A 19199-nucleotide genomic window follows, 5' to 3' on the forward strand; every position below is an offset into this window, starting at 1 on the left:
TCTCGACCCTACCTCTATTTTCCGCAGGAGTCGAGTGGCTTCCGCTCCATTACACTATGAGAAAAACTCTTTTGTTACAGCAAAGATCTATAAAAAAGTGAGTCTGTTGTTAAGGCATAGATCCACATCTTTTTACTACTCTGTTTTCGCTAATTTGTTGTTTTATTGGTTTTGTGCTCTTCCATGTTCGTTCCATTGCGCAGCTTGATAAAAAGCTGATTTTAGCAGGGGAATGACACGTAGACGGCAGCCGAGGAGGCTCACCGGGCACCCGCGGAAAGCGGAGTGTCATTCCCCTGCGGCAGTTAGGCACTTTTTCAACTGGTCTCCCTCTATTTCCCACTGCAGTCAAGTGACTTCCGCGCAGTTTCAACAGCTAGCGCCGAATTCGTGATAAAATATAAAGAGAACAATTTATTTAGAGACCATTGTTCTTGACTAATTTTTTTAGTGCTATTAACGGAGGAATACGATAGATGATTATTATTCTACTATTTTTGATTCTATTTACTGGAGGCCTTTTTATTACTTTCTTTCAAAAGGCACTGTTTTGGAAAAAACAACCTAGGATTGATCAATTGTGGAGTGAGTTAGCTGAAGAGGATTGGTATAAAGAGCTAATTCAAGATCCAAGACAGAAAGAGTGGATAGCTTCAGATAAAGAAAACGGATTATTAAGAGATCCTTACTTTTGCAGGAAAATTATAGATGAAGAGATTCACCGTGAAGTTTTTATTAATTATATCGTAGGAAAGACAAAGTAGTTTAAAATAGATACCATTTAACGGAATTATATATAAGAGAAGAGACTTGGTTTAGAACCAAGCTTTTTTTGTTGTTATATCTAAACATTCATTTAATTATGTTTAATGCAACATTTATTTTGGGCGATTTTATGACAGTTTTATTGGAAGGAGAGAATAAATAAGATATCGGAAGAAAATTAAAGAAAAACAACTATGATGAACGCTTACATAGGAGTTTGAAAAATCATGTGATGGTGGTAAGATACAGGTTGTTAACAACGGACCCCGACTTTTGTGAGAGTCAAAAGTCGAACAAAAAACTAACAATTAAATAGGAAAGAGGTGTTAGATTGAACATTCAATCTATTAAACAAGAATGGTTTGGGAATGTAAGAGGCGATGTAATGGCCGGCCTTGTCGTTGCTCTTGCACTGATCCCTGAAGCGATTGCCTTCTCCATCATAGCAGGTGTTGACCCGATGGTAGGGCTTTACGCTTCATTTTGTATTGCCGTCGTCATTGCTTTTGTTGGAGGACGTCCAGGGATGATTTCCGCTGCAACTGGAGCTATGGCATTGCTAATGGTGACATTAGTTGCTGAGCATGGCCTTCAGTATTTACTTGCTGCTACGATACTGACTGGTATTTTGCAGATCTTATTTGGCGTTTTTAAGCTTGCACGAATTATGAAATTCGTTCCTCGTTCAGTTATGGTCGGATTCGTTAATGCATTAGCCATTTTAATTTTCATGGCTCAGTTAGAGCAATTTGTTGACGCTACTTGGTTAATGTATGTTCTAGTTGCCGCAACGTTAGTGATTATTTATGGTTTGCCGAGAATTACGAAAGCTGTACCTTCTGCTCTAGCAGCGATTGTACTGATCACAGCAGTAGTTATTTTTGCTGGATTTGATAATCTTCGTACAGTTGGTGATATGGGGAATTTAACTCAAGCACTACCTATGTTCTTAATTCCACAAATTCCATTAAATTTAGAAACATTAATGATTATTTTTCCATATTCTCTTGCTTTGGCAATCGTCGGTATTCTTGAATCACTTCTAACGGCAAATATCGTTGATGATATGACAGATACAGAAAGTGATAAAAATAAGGAAAGCCGTGGACAAGGAATTGCCAATATCGTATCAGGCTTCTTTGGTGGTATGGCAGGTTGTGCGATGATTGGACAATCGGTTATTAATGTGAAATCTGGAGGTAGAGGTCGTCTATCGGCTTTAGTTGCTGGTGTATTCCTTATGTTCTTAATCTTAATCCTTGGTGGTCTAGTTGTTCAAATTCCAATGGCTGCACTTGTAGGGGTTATGTTCATGGTCTCATTTAGTACATTTGACTGGGGTTCTGTACGGAACATTCATAAAGTACCACGTACAGATGCAATTGTTATGATCGTAACAGTTGGAACAGTTGTTATCACTCATAACTTAGCTTATGGAGTATTTGCTGGTGTTTTATTAAGTGCCATCTTCTTTGCTGCAAAAATCTCTAAAGTTCATATTGAGAAAAACTATGTAAATCATTTAGATAAACAGATTTATAAAGTTCAAGGTCAGATTTTCTTCGCTTCTGTAACTGATTTTGTGAATAAGTTTGATTATAAGCAAGATGTAAAAGCAGTTGAAATTGATCTAACAAATGCTCATTTATGGGATGACTCAGCTATAGGTGCCCTTGATAAGATTGAAGGGAAATTCGAACAAAATGGCATAAAAGTTGAATACGTAGGATTAAATGCTGAAAGCGAAAAATTAAAAGATAAAATTGGTGGCTTATCTAAGGCATCAGGGCATTAATACAAAAGAGTCAAAGGTGAATACCTTTGTCTCTTTTTTTTAGATAGCGATAATGTATAACTGTATTTACAATTCAGTTTGATTTGATTAGGATTAGGGTATATTCGAGTTAGTAATTCATACAGAGGGGGACCTAACATGTTTAAAAGTATTTTACTAGCTTCAGATGGATCAGAACATTCCTATCGTGCAGCAGAAAAAGCTGCCGAATTAGCGAAGATACATAATGGAAAAGTGACAGTTGTTTATTCTATAGACGGCTCAACTTCAAAGGCTGACGTTTTAACAAATAATAGTAAGTTCGAAATTGAAAGAAAACGAAAAGAAAAGCTAGCCCCTATTATTGAAATCTTCACGAAAGAAGGCATTAACCATAGCCTGAATATTATCCAAGGTGAACCAGGACCAACAATTGTGAAATTTGCAAATGAAGGTGACTATGATTGCGTTGTAATAGGCTCTCGTGGATTGAATAAATTGCAAACAATGGTGTTAGGCAGTGTGAGTCACAAAGTTGCGAAGCGAGTAGAAGTGCCAGTGCTAATTGTGAAGTAACAAAAAAATATTAAATAAAAAACTTTTAATGCCCTATTTGCATTAGAAGTTTTTTTTATTAGAGAAGACCATGTAAGTACTCCACTACATACTTCTTTTCAGCAGAAGCAAAAAAGAACGTCTTTTTTCTCATCCAATTTATTTTTCATATTGAATTATAAAATCTTTGATACGAAGAGAATGGACTGAACAAATTACCAGCCAATTCCCCGTAAGATAATGTTATTTGCCATGAAAATGACGAAAACTGTTATTTAGTACTTGCTCTTTTACAAAACATTTACATTACAACCATACCTCCTTAACATTCCTCTACTATACTAGCAATTGTAAGAGAGGTAGACAGCCCTCGACAAATTACTCGTAGATAAAAAAGGGAGGACAATGAAGTGAAGAAGCTTTTATTGTTTGTAGTCATGTTAGCATTTATGATCGTAGCCGCAGCCTGCGGAAGTGGAAATGAGGAAGCAACAACGGAAACAAATGAACAAACAGCTTCAGATCAGACAGAAGCAACAGAAGATGAGACAGAAGAAGATGCAACATCTGATTTAAGTGGAAGTGTTGTTGTTGATGGTTCTGGTACGGTGTATCCTTTAATGTCTGTTATTGCAGAAGAGTATATGTATACGGAGCAAGAGAATGTCTCTGTAGAAGTGAGTCGTGCTGGAACAAGTGCTGGGTTTGGTCGATTCTTAGTTGAAAATGGAACAGATTTCAACAATGCATCTCGTCAAATTAAAGACGAAGAGACTGCGGAAGCTGATGCAGCTGGTTTTGAAGTAATGGAAATGAAAGTAGCGTTAGATGGATTAACATTCGTTATTAATAAAGAAAATGATTGGGCAACTGATTTAACTAAAGAAGAATTGATTTCTATTTTCCATCACGATGGTGGAGTAACAAAATGGTCTGACATTCGTCCGGAATTCCCAGATGAGGAAATTAAACCAATGGGTCCAAATGAAAACCACGGTACTTATGAGTTTTTCTATGAAAAAATTCTTGATAAAGAAGATTTAGTAGATCATGTAAATTTGCAGCAAGAATACTCAACGCTAGTTAACTTAGTATCTGAAGATGTAAATGGAATTGCTTTCTTCGGATTTGGTTATTACGTAAACAATCAAGATAAATTACAAGCTGTAAACGTTGATTTTGGTAATGGTCCAGTAGAACCAAGCCTTGAAACAATCGGTGAAGATGCGCAGTACGCACCATTTACTCGTCCAGTGTTCACATATTTAAATGTAGACAATGCAAAAGCGAAACCTGAGGTATTAGATTTTGCCTTATTCGTAGCAAATAATGTTAATGAATTTGCTGGTGAAACTGGATTTGCACCACTTCCAGAAGAAGAAGTTCAAGCATATGTCGATGCTTTAGAAGGATTAAAATAATCATGTTACTTGGAGGATGAGGGTATTTCTTCTCATCCTCTCATTCATCTTTTATTTGGTCTAAAAAAGGGGTGCAAGTGATGGAAGCAAACAGCGCTATAAAAGAGGGGAACGCTGTTAACGTTCGAGAAATGATTGAAGAGAAGAAAAGCAAGAGAAGCATGACAAATGTTATTGAGTTAATTATGCCAAAAGTGTTGTTAGCCATTGCGACAATATCAATTTTAACGACAATCGGAATTCTTTTTACATTATTATCGGAAACAATAGAATTTTTTAGTCGAGTACCATTTCTTGATTTCTTTACGGGAACGGTGCTGAGACCTTTAAGCCAAAATCCGGAGTTTGGAGTTCTACCTTTATTAACAGGAACCATTATTTCATCTGTTATTGCGATGTTTGTTGCGGTACCAATTGGATTAATGACTGCTATTTATCTAAGTGAATATGCATCAGATAAAATTAGAAGATTATTAAAGCCAATGCTTGAGATTCTTGCTGGGATTCCTACAATTGTCTATGGATTTTTTGCTTTTACATTTGTGACTCCAATCCTTAGAGAATTGATTCCAGGGCTTCAAGCTACGAATATTTTAAGTCCAGGGATTGTAATGGGCATTATGATTATCCCAATGGTTGCTTCCTTATCTGAGGATGCGATGAGTTCTGTTCCTAACTCAATGCGTGAAGGAGCATTAGCATTAGGATCAACAAAATTAGAAGTAACAAAAAAAGTCATTATTCCGGCAGCGATGTCTGGAATTGTTGCTTCATTCGTTCTTGGAATTTCTCGTGCAATCGGAGAAACGATGATTGTCACGATCGCAAGTGGAAGTTCCAAAAACTTCACTTTTGACATTACACAATCTATGCAAACGATGACTGCGTACATTGTTGAAGTATCTAGTGGGGATGCCCCATCTGGATCGACTATATATTACAGCCTATATGCCGTAGCTATGACTTTGTTTGTGTTCACATTTTTAATGAATTTACTTGCTAGATATATTTCTCGTAAGTTTAGGGAGGAATATTAATCATGAAGTATGTAGATGCCGCTGTTGTTCAAAAGAAAATGAATTCACGATTAGCAACGAATTCAATTGCCAAAACGATTTTCCTTCTTTCAACGATGTTTGGACTCATTGTTCTAGCTGTGCTTATTTTTAGAGTTTTGTCAGAAGGAATCACATGGATTAATATCGACTTCTTAACAGGTCGCTTGTCTACACACGCTGACCGTGCAGGAATTATGGGGGCTATTTTAGGAACGTTGTGGTTAATGGTTGTCGTTGCACCGGTTACGATGCTAATTGGAGTCGGAACAGCAATCTATCTAGAATGTTACGCCAAAAGAGGTCGTATACACTCTTTTATCCAGACGAATATATCCAATTTAGCTGGTGTTCCATCGATTGTGTTTGGAATTTTAGGATTGACGATTTTTGTTCGAGCCTTAGATTTAGGAAATATTATTTTAGCTGGTGGATTGACAATGGCGCTTTTAGTGTTGCCAATAGTTGTCGTTGCAAGTCAAGAAGCCATTCGAGCGGTTCCTGCTCAATTGAGTGAAGCTTCTTATGGAATGGGGGCAACAAAGTGGCAAACAATTAAAAACATTATTTTGCCAGCTGCATTACCTGGGATTTTAACGGGCGCTATTCTTTCATTATCAAGAGCGATTGGGGAAACAGCCCCACTTGTTGTAATCGGAATTCCAGCATTACTCATTCCTTTCCCAGGAGGAATTATGGATCGATTCACGGTGTTACCTATGCAAATTTATTACTGGACACTAGATTCATCACTTGTTGCTGAGTATGCTAACTTAGCAGCTGCAACCATTGTTGTATTACTTGTCGTTCTATTTTTACTTAATTCCATTGCAATCGTAATCCGTAATAAATTTCAGCAAAGATATTAATGTTTAGGGGGAAAAAATAATGGCTTTGTCACAAAAGGTGAATATCGCGTATAACGAAAAAGGTGGCCCGCTTCTTGATGTTAATACAGATAAAAAAATAGTGTACAATACGAAAGATTTAAATTTATGGTATGGCAAAGATCATGCTTTAAAAAATATTAATCTTGCGGTATATGAAAGAGAAGTCACGGCTATTATTGGGCCATCTGGTTGTGGGAAATCCACTTATATTAAAACACTAAATCGCATGGTTCAACTTGTTCCAACTGTTCGAATTTCAGGAGATATTTCTTACCGTGGAAAAAGCATTCTAGACAAGTCTTATAAGGTGGAAGATTTACGAACTCGCGTTGGGATGGTTTTTCAAAAACCAAATCCATTTCCTAAGTCAATCTATGATAATGTGGCTTATGGCCCGAGAATACATGGTATTAAAAACAGGAAAATACTAGACCAAATTGTTGAAAAGAGTTTACGCGGTGCTGCTATTTGGGATGAAGTGAAGGATCGTCTAAATGAAAATGCATATGGATTGTCCGGGGGGCAACAACAGCGTCTTTGCATTGCTCGCTGCTTAGCTATTGAGCCTGATGTCATTTTAATGGATGAACCAACGTCTGCTCTTGATCCTAAATCTACTTTAAAAGTAGAAGAGTTGATTCATGAGTTAAAGAAAGAATATTCGATTATTATTGTAACTCACAATATGCAACAAGCGGCACGTATTTCCGATAAAACAGCCTTTTTCCTTAACGGAGAAGTGGTTGAATATGATGAAACAGACGTTATTTTCTCTAATCCATCTGATAAGCGTACAGAAGATTATATTACAGGAAGATTTGGATAAGAAGGTGTAGCCAGTGGCAGTTCGCGAAAGTTTCCATTCACAACTTGATTTAGTAAAACAACAGCTTTTAGATATGGGGACACGTGTAGAAGAGGTTATGGACCAGATGATCCAATCATTTGCTTCTTCAAACACAAATAAGATGGACGAAATTATTAAAAATGATTATCTCATCAACCAACTTGAATTAAGTATGCATGACCAAGTGACGTTATTGATTTCTAGACAACAACCTGTTGCAACAGACCTTCGAAAATTAATTGTTGCTTTAAAAGTATCAAGTGATTTGGAAAGAGTGGCGGACTTAATTGTCGATATAGCGAAACAATCTAAACGTATGAAAGAAAATAGTCTATTAACCTTTCAAGTTAAAATTATTGCTATGTATACCATTGCACAAGAAATGCTTACTACTTCTTTGGATGCGTTCAAACACACAGATTTGTTACAAGCTCAAAAAATTGCAGGAATGGATGATAAAGTAGATCAATTATATGGTGAACTTATTCGAGAACTCTTTACGTTAAAGGACGCCCAGATTGAGATTGATCAAATTACACAGCTAGCTTTTATTGGTAGGTACATTGAGAGAATAGCAGATTATGCGACGAATATTGCAGAATGGGTGATTTATGAAGTAAATGGTCGTCATTTTGATCTGAATTGATCAATTATGTACCACCTTTGTTAAAAAAATAGAACATCGACTAAAACAAGTCGATGTTTTTCTTTACAAAAAATTTACAATGAACACAATTGATTAATACTAATAAAATAATTATGATAGAGGAGGGAGATACTTCTATTTTTACAGGGAGTGGATAATGTGAATCCGCATGGAGAAGATAGTTCAAAGATAGCACTTGTCGAGGATGAGCCATCTCATGCTTTATTAATGAGTTATAACTTAGAAATTAAAGGAAAACAGGTAATTTTATTTGAAAAGAGTGAGGACTTTTTAGACACTGTAAAAGATCAAACTTTTGATCTCATCATCATTAACGTGAATCTATTTAATTCGGATGGTCTTCAATTGTGTCAGCAAATCAAAAACAAAGGGATTTTAACACCTATTTTATTTGTTACCACTTCACCAAGTTTGCAAGACTGTTGTAATGGAACTAAACTAGAATACATAGTAAAACCATTTTCTATAAAAGAATTCATTCAAAAGGTTGATCATCTCTTATTAGAGCGTTTTATGGCCATAGGTGACATCGGTTAGGATTGATTCACAAAAAATAAGGGCTCATAAGCGTTCGTTTTTTTAAAGAAACATGTTGACATATAGAAAAACATCCTGTAAAGTCATCAATGTAATTGAATACCTCGTTAGGTGAGGCTCCTGTGCTGGAGATACGCTGCTGCCCAAAAATGTCCAAAGACGCCAATGGGTCAACAGGAACCATCGACATAAGGTGGTTTTTAATGTAGCTGGATTTTTCCTATGCCGCACAGTGCTAAAGCTCTACGAATGGAGGACGCTAAAAAGGCTTTTTTGCTGTGTTGTTTTTGATAGTCTCTTATCAAAAAGATACTGCCTTGTTTGCATATGTGTGTAAAACACCTTCATTCGGTTGAAGGTGTTTTTTTATATAGATTTTCTCCTTAGAAAAGACCTAAGTATGCCCAGATATTTGCCTGCGTGCAATTCATTTTACTTTTGTAAAAAAAGTTGAAATTGTTAAACTCTTAGGTATTTAAGGAGCATTGCATTGGTACTGAGCGTCAATTAATGGTTACTGTTTGGGGGTGATGTGGAATGGAAGTAGATGAACCAGAATCGGTATGTGTAAGCTATCAGACTAAAGAAAATAATAGCCAATATAGGGGCCATTCCCATCCGCTTAAACAAAGTGGTTGTTTGGACTCCTAATGAAGGAGGATTTACCATGGTGAAATTAAATGAACAAAACCGTGAAGAGTATGAAAAATTAATTTTAGATACATTAAGAGCGGAGGATCGTGAACAATTTCGCGAAACATTTTTAGAACTACATCCAACAGATCAAGTTGATATTTTTGTGAAACTAGAGAAAGATTCTCGTTTACGAGTATACGACTATTTAACACCCGAAGATTTTTCTCATATTTTTGAAGGGTTAGAAGTTCAGGACCAAAAGAACATTTATCTTGAACTAAGTGAAGGCTACGCATCTGAAATGTTTAACAATATGTTTGCCGATGATGTTGCTGACTTTTTAGCTGAAATAAAAGACGAAAAGGCAGAAGACATCTTACTGAAAATGAATAAAGTAGAAGCTCAGGAAGTAAAAGAACTAATGTCTTATGCACCAGAAACAGCCGGTGCCATTATGACAAAGGAATTTGTCAGCATTTCTTCGACCGAGGGAGCTGCAAATGTCATTGAAAAACTACGTAATGATGCACCAGATGCAGAGACAATCTATTATTTATATGTCGTTGATGAGCTTGAAAAATTAGTAGGTGTGGTGTCACTACGAGATTTAATTATCGCTCCGCCGGACGAAGTAATTGAGAATATTATGAGTACGCGTGTTGTATCGGTTCAAGATGATATGGACCAAGAAGATGTAGCCAAGCTGATTAAAAAATATGATTTCTTAGCAGCACCAGTTGTATCAAAGCAAAATCACTTGGTAGGGATTGTGACATTTGATGACGTGATCGATATTTTAGAGGAAGAAGCGACGGAAGATTTGGGGGAAATTTCAGCAGCAAAAGGCGCAACTGATGTAAATGTTAGTGCTTTTACAGCTGCGCGCAAACGTTCACCTTGGATTATTCTCCTCATGTTCTTTGGTTTGATTACAGCTGAAGTTATCGGTCAATTTGAAGAAACATTAGAAGCAATCGTCTTACTGGCAGCCTTTATTCCATTAATTATGGACTCAGCTGGAAACACAGGGACACAGTCTTTAGCTGTTGCGGTTCGTGGTCTTGCATTAGGTACGATCAAAAAAGGTACGATTGGAAAAATGGTAAGACGTGAATTTGGAACAGGACTCATGCTAGGTTTAATATGTATGGTTGTCTTAGCCATCACCGTAACACTTATTCATGGGCATTGGATTTTAGCTCTAATTGTTGGTTTTTCTATTTTCTGTACATTAAGTATTGCGACTGTTATTGGGGCAACTGTTCCCCTTATCATTAATAAGTTGAAACTAGATCCAGCTATTGCATCTGGACCTTTTATTACAACTGTAAACGATATTTTAGGCTTGTTAATCTATTTCTCTATCGCTACAGCGTTACTTGATTTCTTATAAACAAGCAAAGAGGCAATGTCAAAATGAACACTTTGACATTGCCTTTTTATTATTGGATTTTTTTGTGATTTTTGTTGCAGAAACGTTCTTTCTTCTGATGTAAGGAACAGCATGTAAACAAAAAAGAATAAGGTCGAAAAGTAATCTTATTCTTAAGTAGTAAAGCCAGGATGTGCATACAGCTGCCCTTTATTTGGAGACTCTAAAAAGAAAACATCTTTAAAGGAGTCAAAGCTATGTCACTCGATGCCTTTTTAATGGGTTTTGCCTTTATTTTAATTCATCTGTTTGCAAATGAACTCATTCCTTCCAATAGAATGAATCGCCTAAAGTGGTTCTCTTTTTCAGGTGGGTTAGCTGTTTCCTACGTGTTTGTATACGTTTTGCCTACCTTACATAAGGAGCAGCTCTTAGTAAAGAAATATAGTAATCACTTAGCCATGGAGTCAGAACTTTATTTCATCGGACTTGTAGGGGTTTTGATATTTTATGGAATTCAAAAAGTCGTTAGAAAAGCGCAGCTGAAACAACAGCCACATAAAGCACGAGCTTTGTTTTGGCTACAAATTTTGTTTTTTGGTTTTTATAATATGTTGGTCGCCTATACGGTTATTTCTCATAATGTGTTAGGTATTCAAGCTGTTTTTTATGGTTTAGCCGTTGGGATGCACTTTATTGCCGTTGCTCATGATTTATGGAGAGAATATGAAGACATTTACGATAAAGTCGGACGATATGTTCTCGCACTTGGAATTGTGGCAGGGTGGATTTTAGGAATAACCGTCACGTTTTCTCCTTTAACGGAAGCCATTATATTTGCTTTCATATCAGGTGCGATGATCTTGAATGTGTTGAAATATGAATTGCCACCTGATGATGAAGCTCATTTTGGTACATTTACAATTGGAGTTGTATCCTATACGACCATTACGATGTCGTTGAAGTTTTTCTTTCAATGGTAAAAAACGTTAAAAACGTTAAGTGAATTTTAAAAAATATTAATACAGTAGACAAAAATCCCTAAAAAACGACATTTGTGATTCTGTTTCATATATAATAAAGCTATCAATTATATATGAGGAGAGGAAAAAATGTCACGCAAAACAACTTTACGTAGAAAAATGCTTTTGATTTTTATTCCACTTGTTTTAGTTACAGGTGGATTGGTTTCGGCTGTTTCATACTTCATTGCTAAAAATGAATTAACATATGCACTGGAAGAAACGATGAAAAACCAAAGTGCTGAAATAGCAGAAATGACAGAACGCAGACTTGTTGCCCATCAAAGAATAGCTGATTCTCTCTCGTCTGTGACGACTAGTTTAGGTTCAAATATTGATAAAAATGAGTATCAATCGATTTTAGAACAGATCGTTTGGAACAATGAAGATACGTTAGGTGCCGGTGTTTGGTTTGAACCGTATCAATATGATCCACAAATTGAGTTTTTTGGTCCATATGTATATAAAGATGGAACTAACTCCATTTTTACAGAAGCCTATGAAGATGCATCTTATAATTATCCGAGCTGGGATTGGTACGAGATGGGCTTACAATCAGATGGAGAAGCAGTATGGACGGAGCCTTATTTTGACGAAGAATCGGACATGACCATGGTGACAACATCGGTTCCATTTTTTAACAATGGTCAAAAGATGGGGGTTGTCACTGCGGATATTGACCTTACAACATTACAAAATCATATTAGTCAAACAGATCTTGGAGGTAGTGGGTTTGTCTTTTTGTCTGGAGAAACAGGGCAATATATTGCCCATACAGTACAAGAAAAAGTAATGACCGCTTCGATGTTTGATCCTAGTGAGTTTGGTGCGAAGTTTTTAGAAGAAACATATGTACAAGGGATGATAAATGAATTCGAATATGAAGGAGAAAACCATCAAGTTTACATAAGTGAACTACCTTCAGCAAACTGGAAGGTAGGCCTTGCTGTTCCTGATCATGTCCTTTATGCTCCTTTACAAAATCTATTAATCCAATTAACGATTGCTACTCTCATTGTAGCGGGAATTGGCTCGGTTATCATATTTGTCTTTTCGAATCGACTTACGTATCACATTCAACAACTTAAAGATCGTATGGAACGTGTAGCAAATGGAGATTTAACGGTCAAAGCTTCCGTTGAAACGAATGATGAAATTGGATTATTAGCGATTCAGTTTAATAAGATGACAAAGGATATGAATAGTCTACTAACGTCAATGGGCAAAACCGTTTATCAATTAAGAGACTCATCTGAGCAGTTAAGTGCCACATCAGAAGAGACAATCGCTTCTAGCCAAGAAATTAATCATGCCATTCAAGAAGTTGCCGTAACAGCAACATCAATGTCTGAACAAACGAATGAGACAAGCCACAGCGTAAATGACCTAGCTTCCTCTATTGAGAGAGTATTGCAAAAAATGAATGAAATGAACAAAATGGCTTTGAAGCAAGAAAACAGTTATAAGAACGGAATGACACAGGTTAATACATTGCAAGAGAGTTCTACTCAAGCATCTACTCAGGCAGAAAAAGCAGGAATAACCGTTCAAACATTATCAACAGATGTGGATTCGATTGAATCTATAGTTGCGGCCATTCAAGGAATATCAGAGCAGACGAATTTACTTGCGCTTAATGCGAGCATTGAAGCGGCTCGTGCAGGAGAGCATGGAAAAGGATTTGCTGTCGTAGCGTCTGAAGTACGAAAGCTTGCAGAAGAAACGACAACCATGACAGATCAAATTAAACAGCAGCTATCTTCAGTAAAAAATGGCTCAACGGATGCCGTACAATCTGTACAAGCCATGAGACAGTCCTCCGAACAGCAGTTACTGATTGTCAATGAAACAAAAGATGTGTTTGAACAATTAATGCTTGTCACAAAAGAGCTGTCACAAGTGATTTCAACTTGTTCCAATGATGTGACCATGATGAATGAGCAGAAGGAAGTCATCGTTAGGAGCTTAGAAATGATGAATGATGCCATTAGTCAAACGGCCTCTGCTAGTGAAGAAATAACAGCATCATCTGACGAACAAGTTCATGCCGTACAAAGTGTCGCAGAAGCGGCAGAAATGCTTTATGAAATGAGTGAAGATGCGAATAAAAAGGTTAGCTCATTCACCATTGAAAAAGAAGAGTAGAAGCTTAAAAAAAGATGTAAATCAATTTGGTTTACATCTTTTTTGATATCAAGTAAGAGAAAACAAACATAAATTTCTTATGATCTATCCTTGACGAAAGTGTGGCAATCGTTCGTCAAATTATGATTTTTTATCCAGATCGATTATAATGAAAAAGAATGCTATTTAAAGGAGGGATACAATTTGCAAACAGGTATGCAGCATGCTCACCTTGATTCATGGTGGCTTTTAATTGTGTTATTTTTAATTACCTATTTCTTGCTAAAAGCGGGCAAGGCTAAAGGTGCAAAAATCCTACATATGATCGTTCGACTTTTTTACATCGTGATGCTTTTTTCCGGTGTGTACTTATTATCAATGTGGGGATTCCCATTAACTCACGTAATTAAAGGAATTCTTGCAATTGTATTAATTTATGCAATGGAAATGATTTTGGTTCGTACGAAAAAAGGAACACTTGGTTCGAAGGCTCCAATGTATTGGGGAATTCTCATTGTATCGCTTGTTCTAGTTTTGTTATTGGCATTTCGGATTATTTCATTCTAAAAAATGAGTTAGAGGACAAAGATCCTCTAACTCATTTTTTTGATGATGATTGATTGTTTTGTAGGAATGCTTGAACGTCTGCGACAAACTTTGTTTTATCATACGATTGATACAGAGATGAAGATAGCCGAATAGGATCACCGAAAAAGTAACGCTCATATTGGGTTTGACGCGAGCCGAATGAACTCATCGTTAAATCCCATGCAAGTCGAAACAGTTGGACACGTTCTTTTGCTGGTGCGCCTTTTGCTTGTAAGTATTGGTTTAGATCTTTGCCAATGGCTGAATCGAAGTCTTGTTCCGTTGGTAATGAAATAAATCCACTCGCGCCAAGCAAATGCAAGTACTCAACAAGTTTTGCATATTCTCTTTGGTAATAGCTAGATGCGGTCATCAATGGTTTTGGGTTAGGGACCATCGTGCCAAATTGATTGGCAAGGGCTTCTTTTTCGGCCTTATATAAAAGCGAAGACATGATCTCGTGAGTCATAATCATGTGACTTAGTTTTTCTTGCACATGCTGATATTCTGTAATTCCAATCGTTTGTGCTACACTTTCTGCCACGCCGAGGAGGAACTCCGTTTTGACAACCTGCCTGCTAACAGCTTGAAAAAGAAGCATAATATTTAAGTTTGTCTCAGTGAAAATCTTTCCTACGCCCTCTAAGTCTTTATAAAGAAAGACCCGGTCCCAAGGTACAAGCACGTGATCAAAAACAACAACGGAATCAACCTCATCAAATTGTGAAGTAAGAGGGTAATCAAAATGGTTCACTCCCTCTTTTGCATAAGATTCACGACAAAGAAATTTCAACCCAGGTGTATTTGAAGGAATGGCAAACGCATAAACATAGGCAGGGTCAATGGCATTTCCACCAACTGGTAAGACGAGTATTTCGTCTGTAATCCCGCCTTGAGTCGCGAGCAGACGAGCTCCATGAATAATGATTCCTTCCTCTGTTTCGTCAATGATTTTGGCTGCAATGATATCTTCTTTATCTGAAAACTCAACATAGTTTGGTGAACGATTTACTTGTGGATTGATAAATGTATGTGTAAATGATAAATCATGATTTCTCGCATGATCATATACATTTTTTACATTGTCGCGAAAACGCTCATCAAAAAAAGAAGCTGAAGAACCAAGGGTCATGATGGCGGTATTAATATAGTCGGGAGAACGTCCAATTGTCCCACCACTTTGCTTAGCCCAAAATTGTGTTGCTTCCCTTCGTTTCTGTAAGGTTTCTAAGGATGTTGGCTGTTCAAAAGCAAAATTGCTTACTTGTCGCTCCCCCTGAACTTGATGTGTTAGAAGTGATTGTAAATTTGATTCGTGTTGCAAATCATATAGGGCCGCCTTACTTTGTAAGATCCCTTTAAAAGCTGGATGTTCTGATAGCTTTCCTTTTACTTGTTGCCCATCAATCCATACATCATTGTTTAACGCATCAATGCGATCCATATACTGCTGTCCTGTAATTATGGCCAAACGTATCCCACCTTTGTAAGGAGTTCATCATACTATATGTAGAAAAGTGGGGAAGTTGCCTAGATTATTGTCTTAAACTTATTCTTTTTCCCGTTTCTGTTAAGATGATAAAATAAAGACACACATCTATAGAGAGGATCGAGTGAGAAAATGAAATGGACGGTTAAAACATTTGAACAATTATCCATACAAGAGCTATATGAGATCATGAGCCTCCGTGTCGAAGTGTTTGTTGTCGAACAAGAGTGTCCTTACCAAGAGTTGGATGGGAAGGATCAAGAGGCGTATCATCTGTTAGGACGAAAAAATGGAGAGCTTGTTGCGTATAGTCGATTGTTCAAACGGGGGAAGGCTGCTAAAGATGCTTCAATTGGACGGGTCATCGTGAAAGAGTCAGTCAGAAAAGAAGGAATTGGAAAAGCTCTCTTAACAGAGTCGATTGCTTACCTTGAAAAACAGTTACAAGAGAACGTAATTGTTATTCATGCCCAGTTATATTTACAAGAGTTTTATCAATCATTTGGTTTCAAACCAATTTCTGATGTTTACTTATTAGATGGAATTCATCATTTAGATATGCGAAGGAGGGGAAGCGATGAGTGAACAAAGTATCTATCATACACATCTAAAAGAAGTGGCCAAAAAAGAAAGACTAGAGACGGCCTTTCAACTGGCGAAAGATAGTCAAAACACGGTTTTCTATGTGCTCCCATCACAAATGTGGTTGCAGGAAGCGAGAAATAGGAGACCAGGCTTACTGGCTACTACATTTGATGACGTTGCTACATTTCTCTTAAAAGAAAGCAATGATTCCTATATTGCTCTGTCGGAAGAAGAAAGAACACTTTTTTTCTTACAATTTATGAAGGAAGAAGAAAAAATCAATGGAGTTGATGTGATATCAGGAAAAGCCCGTGCCTATGCGGACACGTACGGACAAATCAAACGTCTCGGTCTTGCTATTGAAGATCTTCCTTCATCGCTTTTGCCGATTCAAGACCTTTTTGACCGGTATGAGCAGAGCATCGTGAATAAAAGAAGATTGCTCGATCCAGAAAACATCCTTTTGCGTGCCATTCATTTATTAGAAACAGGTAACGTCAATCATCTGATTTCTACCGTTATAATTGACGGCTATTATGACTTTAGCCCGCTTCAAATGTTGTTTATGGAGGCGTTAAAAAAAGCTAACGTCTCCATTGAGGTATATGTACCAAATGATAAACGGTTTGCAATTGTTGAGGAAACGGTTCGAGAGCTAGTTACGATCGGGTTTACCGATCAACGAATTCAAAGTGAAAATGAGAAAACGGTTGAAAAAATGGAAGTTATTGCAGCTTCAACAACGGAAGAACAATGGCGTGGGATTATGGAGGAAATCGCTTTAACAGATTTAGCTTATAATCAGATCGGGATTTTAATAGTAGATGAACGACAAGGCATGACCGACCTGGCGAAATATGCAAGTGCGTATCACGTACCGATGAACAAAGCAAAAAAAAGACCATTGTCCACAACAGCGATCCACTCCTTTTTGCTGACTGCGTTAGGGAATACACTTGCTCCAACGTCAAAGTGGGACAAGCTACCTCTGGTCGAACAAATTTTAAAACTATATCAAGTATCTGGATTAGAGTTTGCTAAACAAAAGCAAATGTACTTGCAGTCAGGCGAGTGGATAAAAGAACAACATCGTACGCTTTTTGAATATATGACCAGACTAAATTGGAAAAAAAGTGAGCCGTTCGTTACGTATATTGAGCAGTTGCGTCATTTTGTTGCCGAATTGCCCTTCAAGCAGTATTGGGAAGACCATTTTAACAAACAGGAAGATCCAAAAAACATAAAAGAAATAGCCATCGAGTACAAAGCGTTACAGCAAATAGATCAGCAATTAGAGCGATATGAACAGCTATTAAAGGAGAAAGGCTTAGACAACTTGCTCATGACCCTTGATTTGTTCACAGACTGGATCAAAGAACTCGGAGACAGCTTACAGCTATTTGAAGAAAGAGCCGCTAAACGTGGAGTTTCGGTTCATACTTGGAGAGATGTTAGTTTGTTTCAAGGTGAAAAACTCTATGTTGTTGGAATGAATGAAGGAGCTTTTCCTACTCCACACAAGTTAAGCGGATACGTACAGGAGCGAGACTTACATCAGAGTGCTGTTCGTTTCAGCCCCCCTGATCAAGAACATTTTCGTTTAAAGCAGCAGGCTTACTTTGACCAATTGTCCTTTGTTGCAAAGTCTATTTCATTTACTTATGTTAAAGGAATCGATGCACATCACCCGTTATTACCTTCTACGACTTTAGAAGATATTCAAGAAAGAGAACAAGCTTGGACTTGGGAATATCGTATTGAAAAACAACAAGCCCACTCTACTGCAGATCAAATCGAAAAGCTAGCTTACCATGTTGGCAAAGGTTGTGTGGTTGACGAGCTTCCAAAAGAGATAGAGGAAATAACTCACAGGTTAGCTCGACTTGAAGAAGGAAAAGAACCGATTACTCTTTATCAAGAAACACCTTTGCAGCCAGTTGTTTCTGTAACTGCACTTGAAAGCTATGCACGTTGTCCTTTTCGATATGGGATGGAGCGGGTTCTAAAGGTGCCAGAACCGGCTGCTATGCAAGAGAATGTATCACCACTAGATATTGGGGATTTAATGCATTCCATTATTGAAGAAATTTATACAGAGTTAAAAGCTGTTGGACAATCCTTCGTTTTGCTACGAGATGCTATAGCTCATATTCCAGAACGAATTGACGAGCTATTCGATCAAAAATGGGAGCTTATTGAAAAGGAGAGTCCAGAGATATCGAGGTTTGACCTAGAATTGACGAAGCAACAATGGCAGAAACGATTGCGTCATTGGTGGCAAGCTGAACGAAAGCACTTTTTTGATAATATACAACTGGAACAAATGCATATTTTGGCAATTGAAAAACCAATTCGGTTTGAATTGCCGTTAAAAGATGAACGGACACTCGTACTAACTGGGAAAGCAGATCGAATAGACCGAAATGGTCAGTCCATTGTTGTCTATGATTATAAATCAGGACAAGCGAGCGTGAAAATGGAGGATGTTCGCTCAGGATTAAAGCTACAGCTTCCTCTTTATGCGTATGCGATTCGAAAAGAGCTCGAACAAGGAGAGGAGGATTCCATTCAAGCTGATGGAGCAACGTACATTTCCTTAAAGGAACCAAGCAAACGGGCAGGAAATGGAATGTGGCGTACGGAGCATGTTGGTAAATCTTCAAAGTACAATGTTTCGTCCTTTTGCAAAAACAGAGAAGATCAGCTAGGTACGGATCAATTTCTCGCCGACCATGAATTACAAGAACGAATTACAGAAATTTGGGAAGGGATGCAAACGAATTTTCCAGTTGAGCCATTAGAATGCTCTGCTTTCTGTGCATACCGAACTGTATGTCGTGTGACGGATGAGAAGCGTGAGCAGGCAAAATAA

Annotated in this window: 16 protein-coding genes and 1 riboswitch; of the genes, 15 read left to right on the forward strand and 1 reads right to left on the reverse strand. The window is 37.4% G+C overall.

Annotated features, from left to right (window positions below; all coding sequences use genetic code 11):
- Nucleotides 1-476: 476 nt before the first annotated feature.
- The 13 genes from JCM9140_RS10370 to JCM9140_RS10430 all read left to right on the forward strand — a co-directional run bounded on the left by JCM9140_RS10370 (nt 477) and on the right by JCM9140_RS10430 (nt 14232).
- Entirely contained in the window at nt 477-764 is a 288-nt protein-coding gene (locus JCM9140_RS10370; RefSeq protein ID WP_034745754.1) for a hypothetical protein, read from the forward strand.
- A gap of 332 nt (nt 765-1096) precedes the next feature.
- The gene (locus JCM9140_RS10375) at nt 1097-2560 is read left to right on the forward strand and encodes a SulP family inorganic anion transporter (RefSeq protein ID WP_034745757.1); all 1464 of its coding nucleotides are present in this window, start codon (nt 1097-1099) and stop codon (nt 2558-2560) included.
- 138 nt (nt 2561-2698) lie between these two features.
- Nucleotides 2699-3115 (forward strand): universal stress protein, encoded by a 417-nt coding sequence (locus tag JCM9140_RS10380; RefSeq protein WP_034745761.1) that lies wholly within the window; start codon nt 2699-2701, stop codon nt 3113-3115.
- A gap of 389 nt (nt 3116-3504) precedes the next feature.
- Complete coding sequence (locus tag JCM9140_RS10385) at nt 3505-4515, forward strand: PstS family phosphate ABC transporter substrate-binding protein (RefSeq protein ID WP_034745764.1); 1011 nt, start codon at nt 3505-3507, stop codon at nt 4513-4515.
- 80 nt (nt 4516-4595) lie between these two features.
- Nucleotides 4596-5552 (forward strand): phosphate ABC transporter permease subunit PstC, encoded by a 957-nt coding sequence (gene pstC / locus JCM9140_RS10390; RefSeq protein ID WP_034745767.1) that lies wholly within the window; start codon nt 4596-4598, stop codon nt 5550-5552.
- A 2-nt stretch (nt 5553-5554) separates the two neighbouring features.
- Nucleotides 5555-6439, forward strand: coding sequence for a phosphate ABC transporter permease PstA (pstA, locus tag JCM9140_RS10395; RefSeq protein ID WP_034745770.1), 885 nt, complete (start codon nt 5555-5557; stop codon nt 6437-6439).
- 19 nt (nt 6440-6458) lie between these two features.
- Nucleotides 6459-7286 (forward strand): phosphate ABC transporter ATP-binding protein PstB, encoded by an 828-nt coding sequence (gene pstB, locus JCM9140_RS10400; protein ID WP_034745772.1) that lies wholly within the window; start codon nt 6459-6461, stop codon nt 7284-7286.
- A gap of 13 nt (nt 7287-7299) precedes the next feature.
- Nucleotides 7300-7953, forward strand: coding sequence for a phosphate signaling complex protein PhoU (phoU, locus tag JCM9140_RS10405; protein WP_034745775.1), 654 nt, complete (start codon nt 7300-7302; stop codon nt 7951-7953).
- A 159-nt stretch (nt 7954-8112) separates the two neighbouring features.
- Complete coding sequence (locus JCM9140_RS10410) at nt 8113-8511, forward strand: response regulator transcription factor (protein ID WP_156314846.1); 399 nt, start codon at nt 8113-8115, stop codon at nt 8509-8511.
- Nucleotides 8512-8607: 96 nt separating this feature from the next.
- Nucleotides 8608-8772: riboswitch (M-box (ykoK) riboswitch) on the forward strand.
- Nucleotides 8773-9178: 406 nt separating this feature from the next.
- Nucleotides 9179-10540, forward strand: a complete 1362-nt coding sequence (gene mgtE / locus JCM9140_RS10415; RefSeq protein WP_034745780.1) for a magnesium transporter — start codon at nt 9179-9181, stop codon at nt 10538-10540.
- A gap of 236 nt (nt 10541-10776) precedes the next feature.
- On the forward strand, nt 10777-11502 hold the full coding sequence (locus JCM9140_RS10420; protein ID WP_034745783.1) for a DUF3270 family protein: 726 nt from the start codon (nt 10777-10779) through the stop codon (nt 11500-11502).
- Between the two features lie 129 nt (nt 11503-11631).
- On the forward strand, nt 11632-13686 hold the full coding sequence (locus JCM9140_RS10425) for a methyl-accepting chemotaxis protein (RefSeq protein WP_034745786.1): 2055 nt from the start codon (nt 11632-11634) through the stop codon (nt 13684-13686).
- A gap of 183 nt (nt 13687-13869) precedes the next feature.
- On the forward strand, nt 13870-14232 hold the full coding sequence (locus tag JCM9140_RS10430; protein WP_235715319.1) for a DUF1516 family protein: 363 nt from the start codon (nt 13870-13872) through the stop codon (nt 14230-14232).
- A 31-nt stretch (nt 14233-14263) separates the two neighbouring features.
- Here the strand turns inward: JCM9140_RS10430 and hpaB are convergent, their stop codons facing one another.
- Entirely contained in the window at nt 14264-15724 is a 1461-nt protein-coding gene (hpaB, locus tag JCM9140_RS10435; protein ID WP_034745788.1) for a 4-hydroxyphenylacetate 3-monooxygenase, oxygenase component, read from the reverse strand.
- Nucleotides 15725-15874: 150 nt separating this feature from the next.
- On the opposite strand from hpaB, the gene JCM9140_RS10440 reads away from it, so the two are divergent.
- Both JCM9140_RS10440 and JCM9140_RS10445 read left to right on the forward strand, forming a co-directional pair.
- Nucleotides 15875-16327, forward strand: coding sequence for a GNAT family N-acetyltransferase (locus tag JCM9140_RS10440; RefSeq protein ID WP_034745791.1), 453 nt, complete (start codon nt 15875-15877; stop codon nt 16325-16327).
- Nucleotides 16320-19199, forward strand: a complete 2880-nt coding sequence (locus JCM9140_RS10445; RefSeq protein ID WP_034745794.1) for a PD-(D/E)XK nuclease family protein — start codon at nt 16320-16322, stop codon at nt 19197-19199. Before JCM9140_RS10440 ends, JCM9140_RS10445 begins: the two co-directional genes overlap by 8 nt.

This window comes from Halalkalibacter wakoensis JCM 9140, assembly GCF_000513095.1.
GTDB classification, from domain to species: Bacteria; Bacillota; Bacilli; order Bacillales; family Bacillaceae_D; genus Halalkalibacter; species Halalkalibacter wakoensis.

What these genes read in the sequence shown, in the direction of transcription:
- JCM9140_RS10370 (WP_034745754.1), top strand. Translation starts at nt 477, where the DNA reads ATGATTATTATTCTACTATTTTTGATTCTATTTACTGGAGGCCTTTTT.
- JCM9140_RS10380 (WP_034745761.1), top strand. Translation starts at nt 2,699, where the DNA reads ATGTTTAAAAGTATTTTACTAGCTTCAGATGGATCAGAACATTCCTAT.
- pstC (WP_034745767.1), top strand. Translation starts at nt 4,596, where the DNA reads ATGGAAGCAAACAGCGCTATAAAAGAGGGGAACGCTGTTAACGTTCGA.
- pstA (WP_034745770.1), top strand. Translation starts at nt 5,555, where the DNA reads ATGAAGTATGTAGATGCCGCTGTTGTTCAAAAGAAAATGAATTCACGA.
- pstB (WP_034745772.1), top strand. Translation starts at nt 6,459, where the DNA reads ATGGCTTTGTCACAAAAGGTGAATATCGCGTATAACGAAAAAGGTGGC.
- mgtE (WP_034745780.1), top strand. Translation starts at nt 9,179, where the DNA reads ATGGTGAAATTAAATGAACAAAACCGTGAAGAGTATGAAAAATTAATT.
- JCM9140_RS10420 (WP_034745783.1), top strand. Translation starts at nt 10,777, where the DNA reads ATGTCACTCGATGCCTTTTTAATGGGTTTTGCCTTTATTTTAATTCAT.
- JCM9140_RS10425 (WP_034745786.1), top strand. Translation starts at nt 11,632, where the DNA reads ATGTCACGCAAAACAACTTTACGTAGAAAAATGCTTTTGATTTTTATT.
- JCM9140_RS10440 (WP_034745791.1), top strand. Translation starts at nt 15,875, where the DNA reads ATGAAATGGACGGTTAAAACATTTGAACAATTATCCATACAAGAGCTA.
- JCM9140_RS10445 (WP_034745794.1), top strand. Translation starts at nt 16,320, where the DNA reads ATGAGTGAACAAAGTATCTATCATACACATCTAAAAGAAGTGGCCAAA.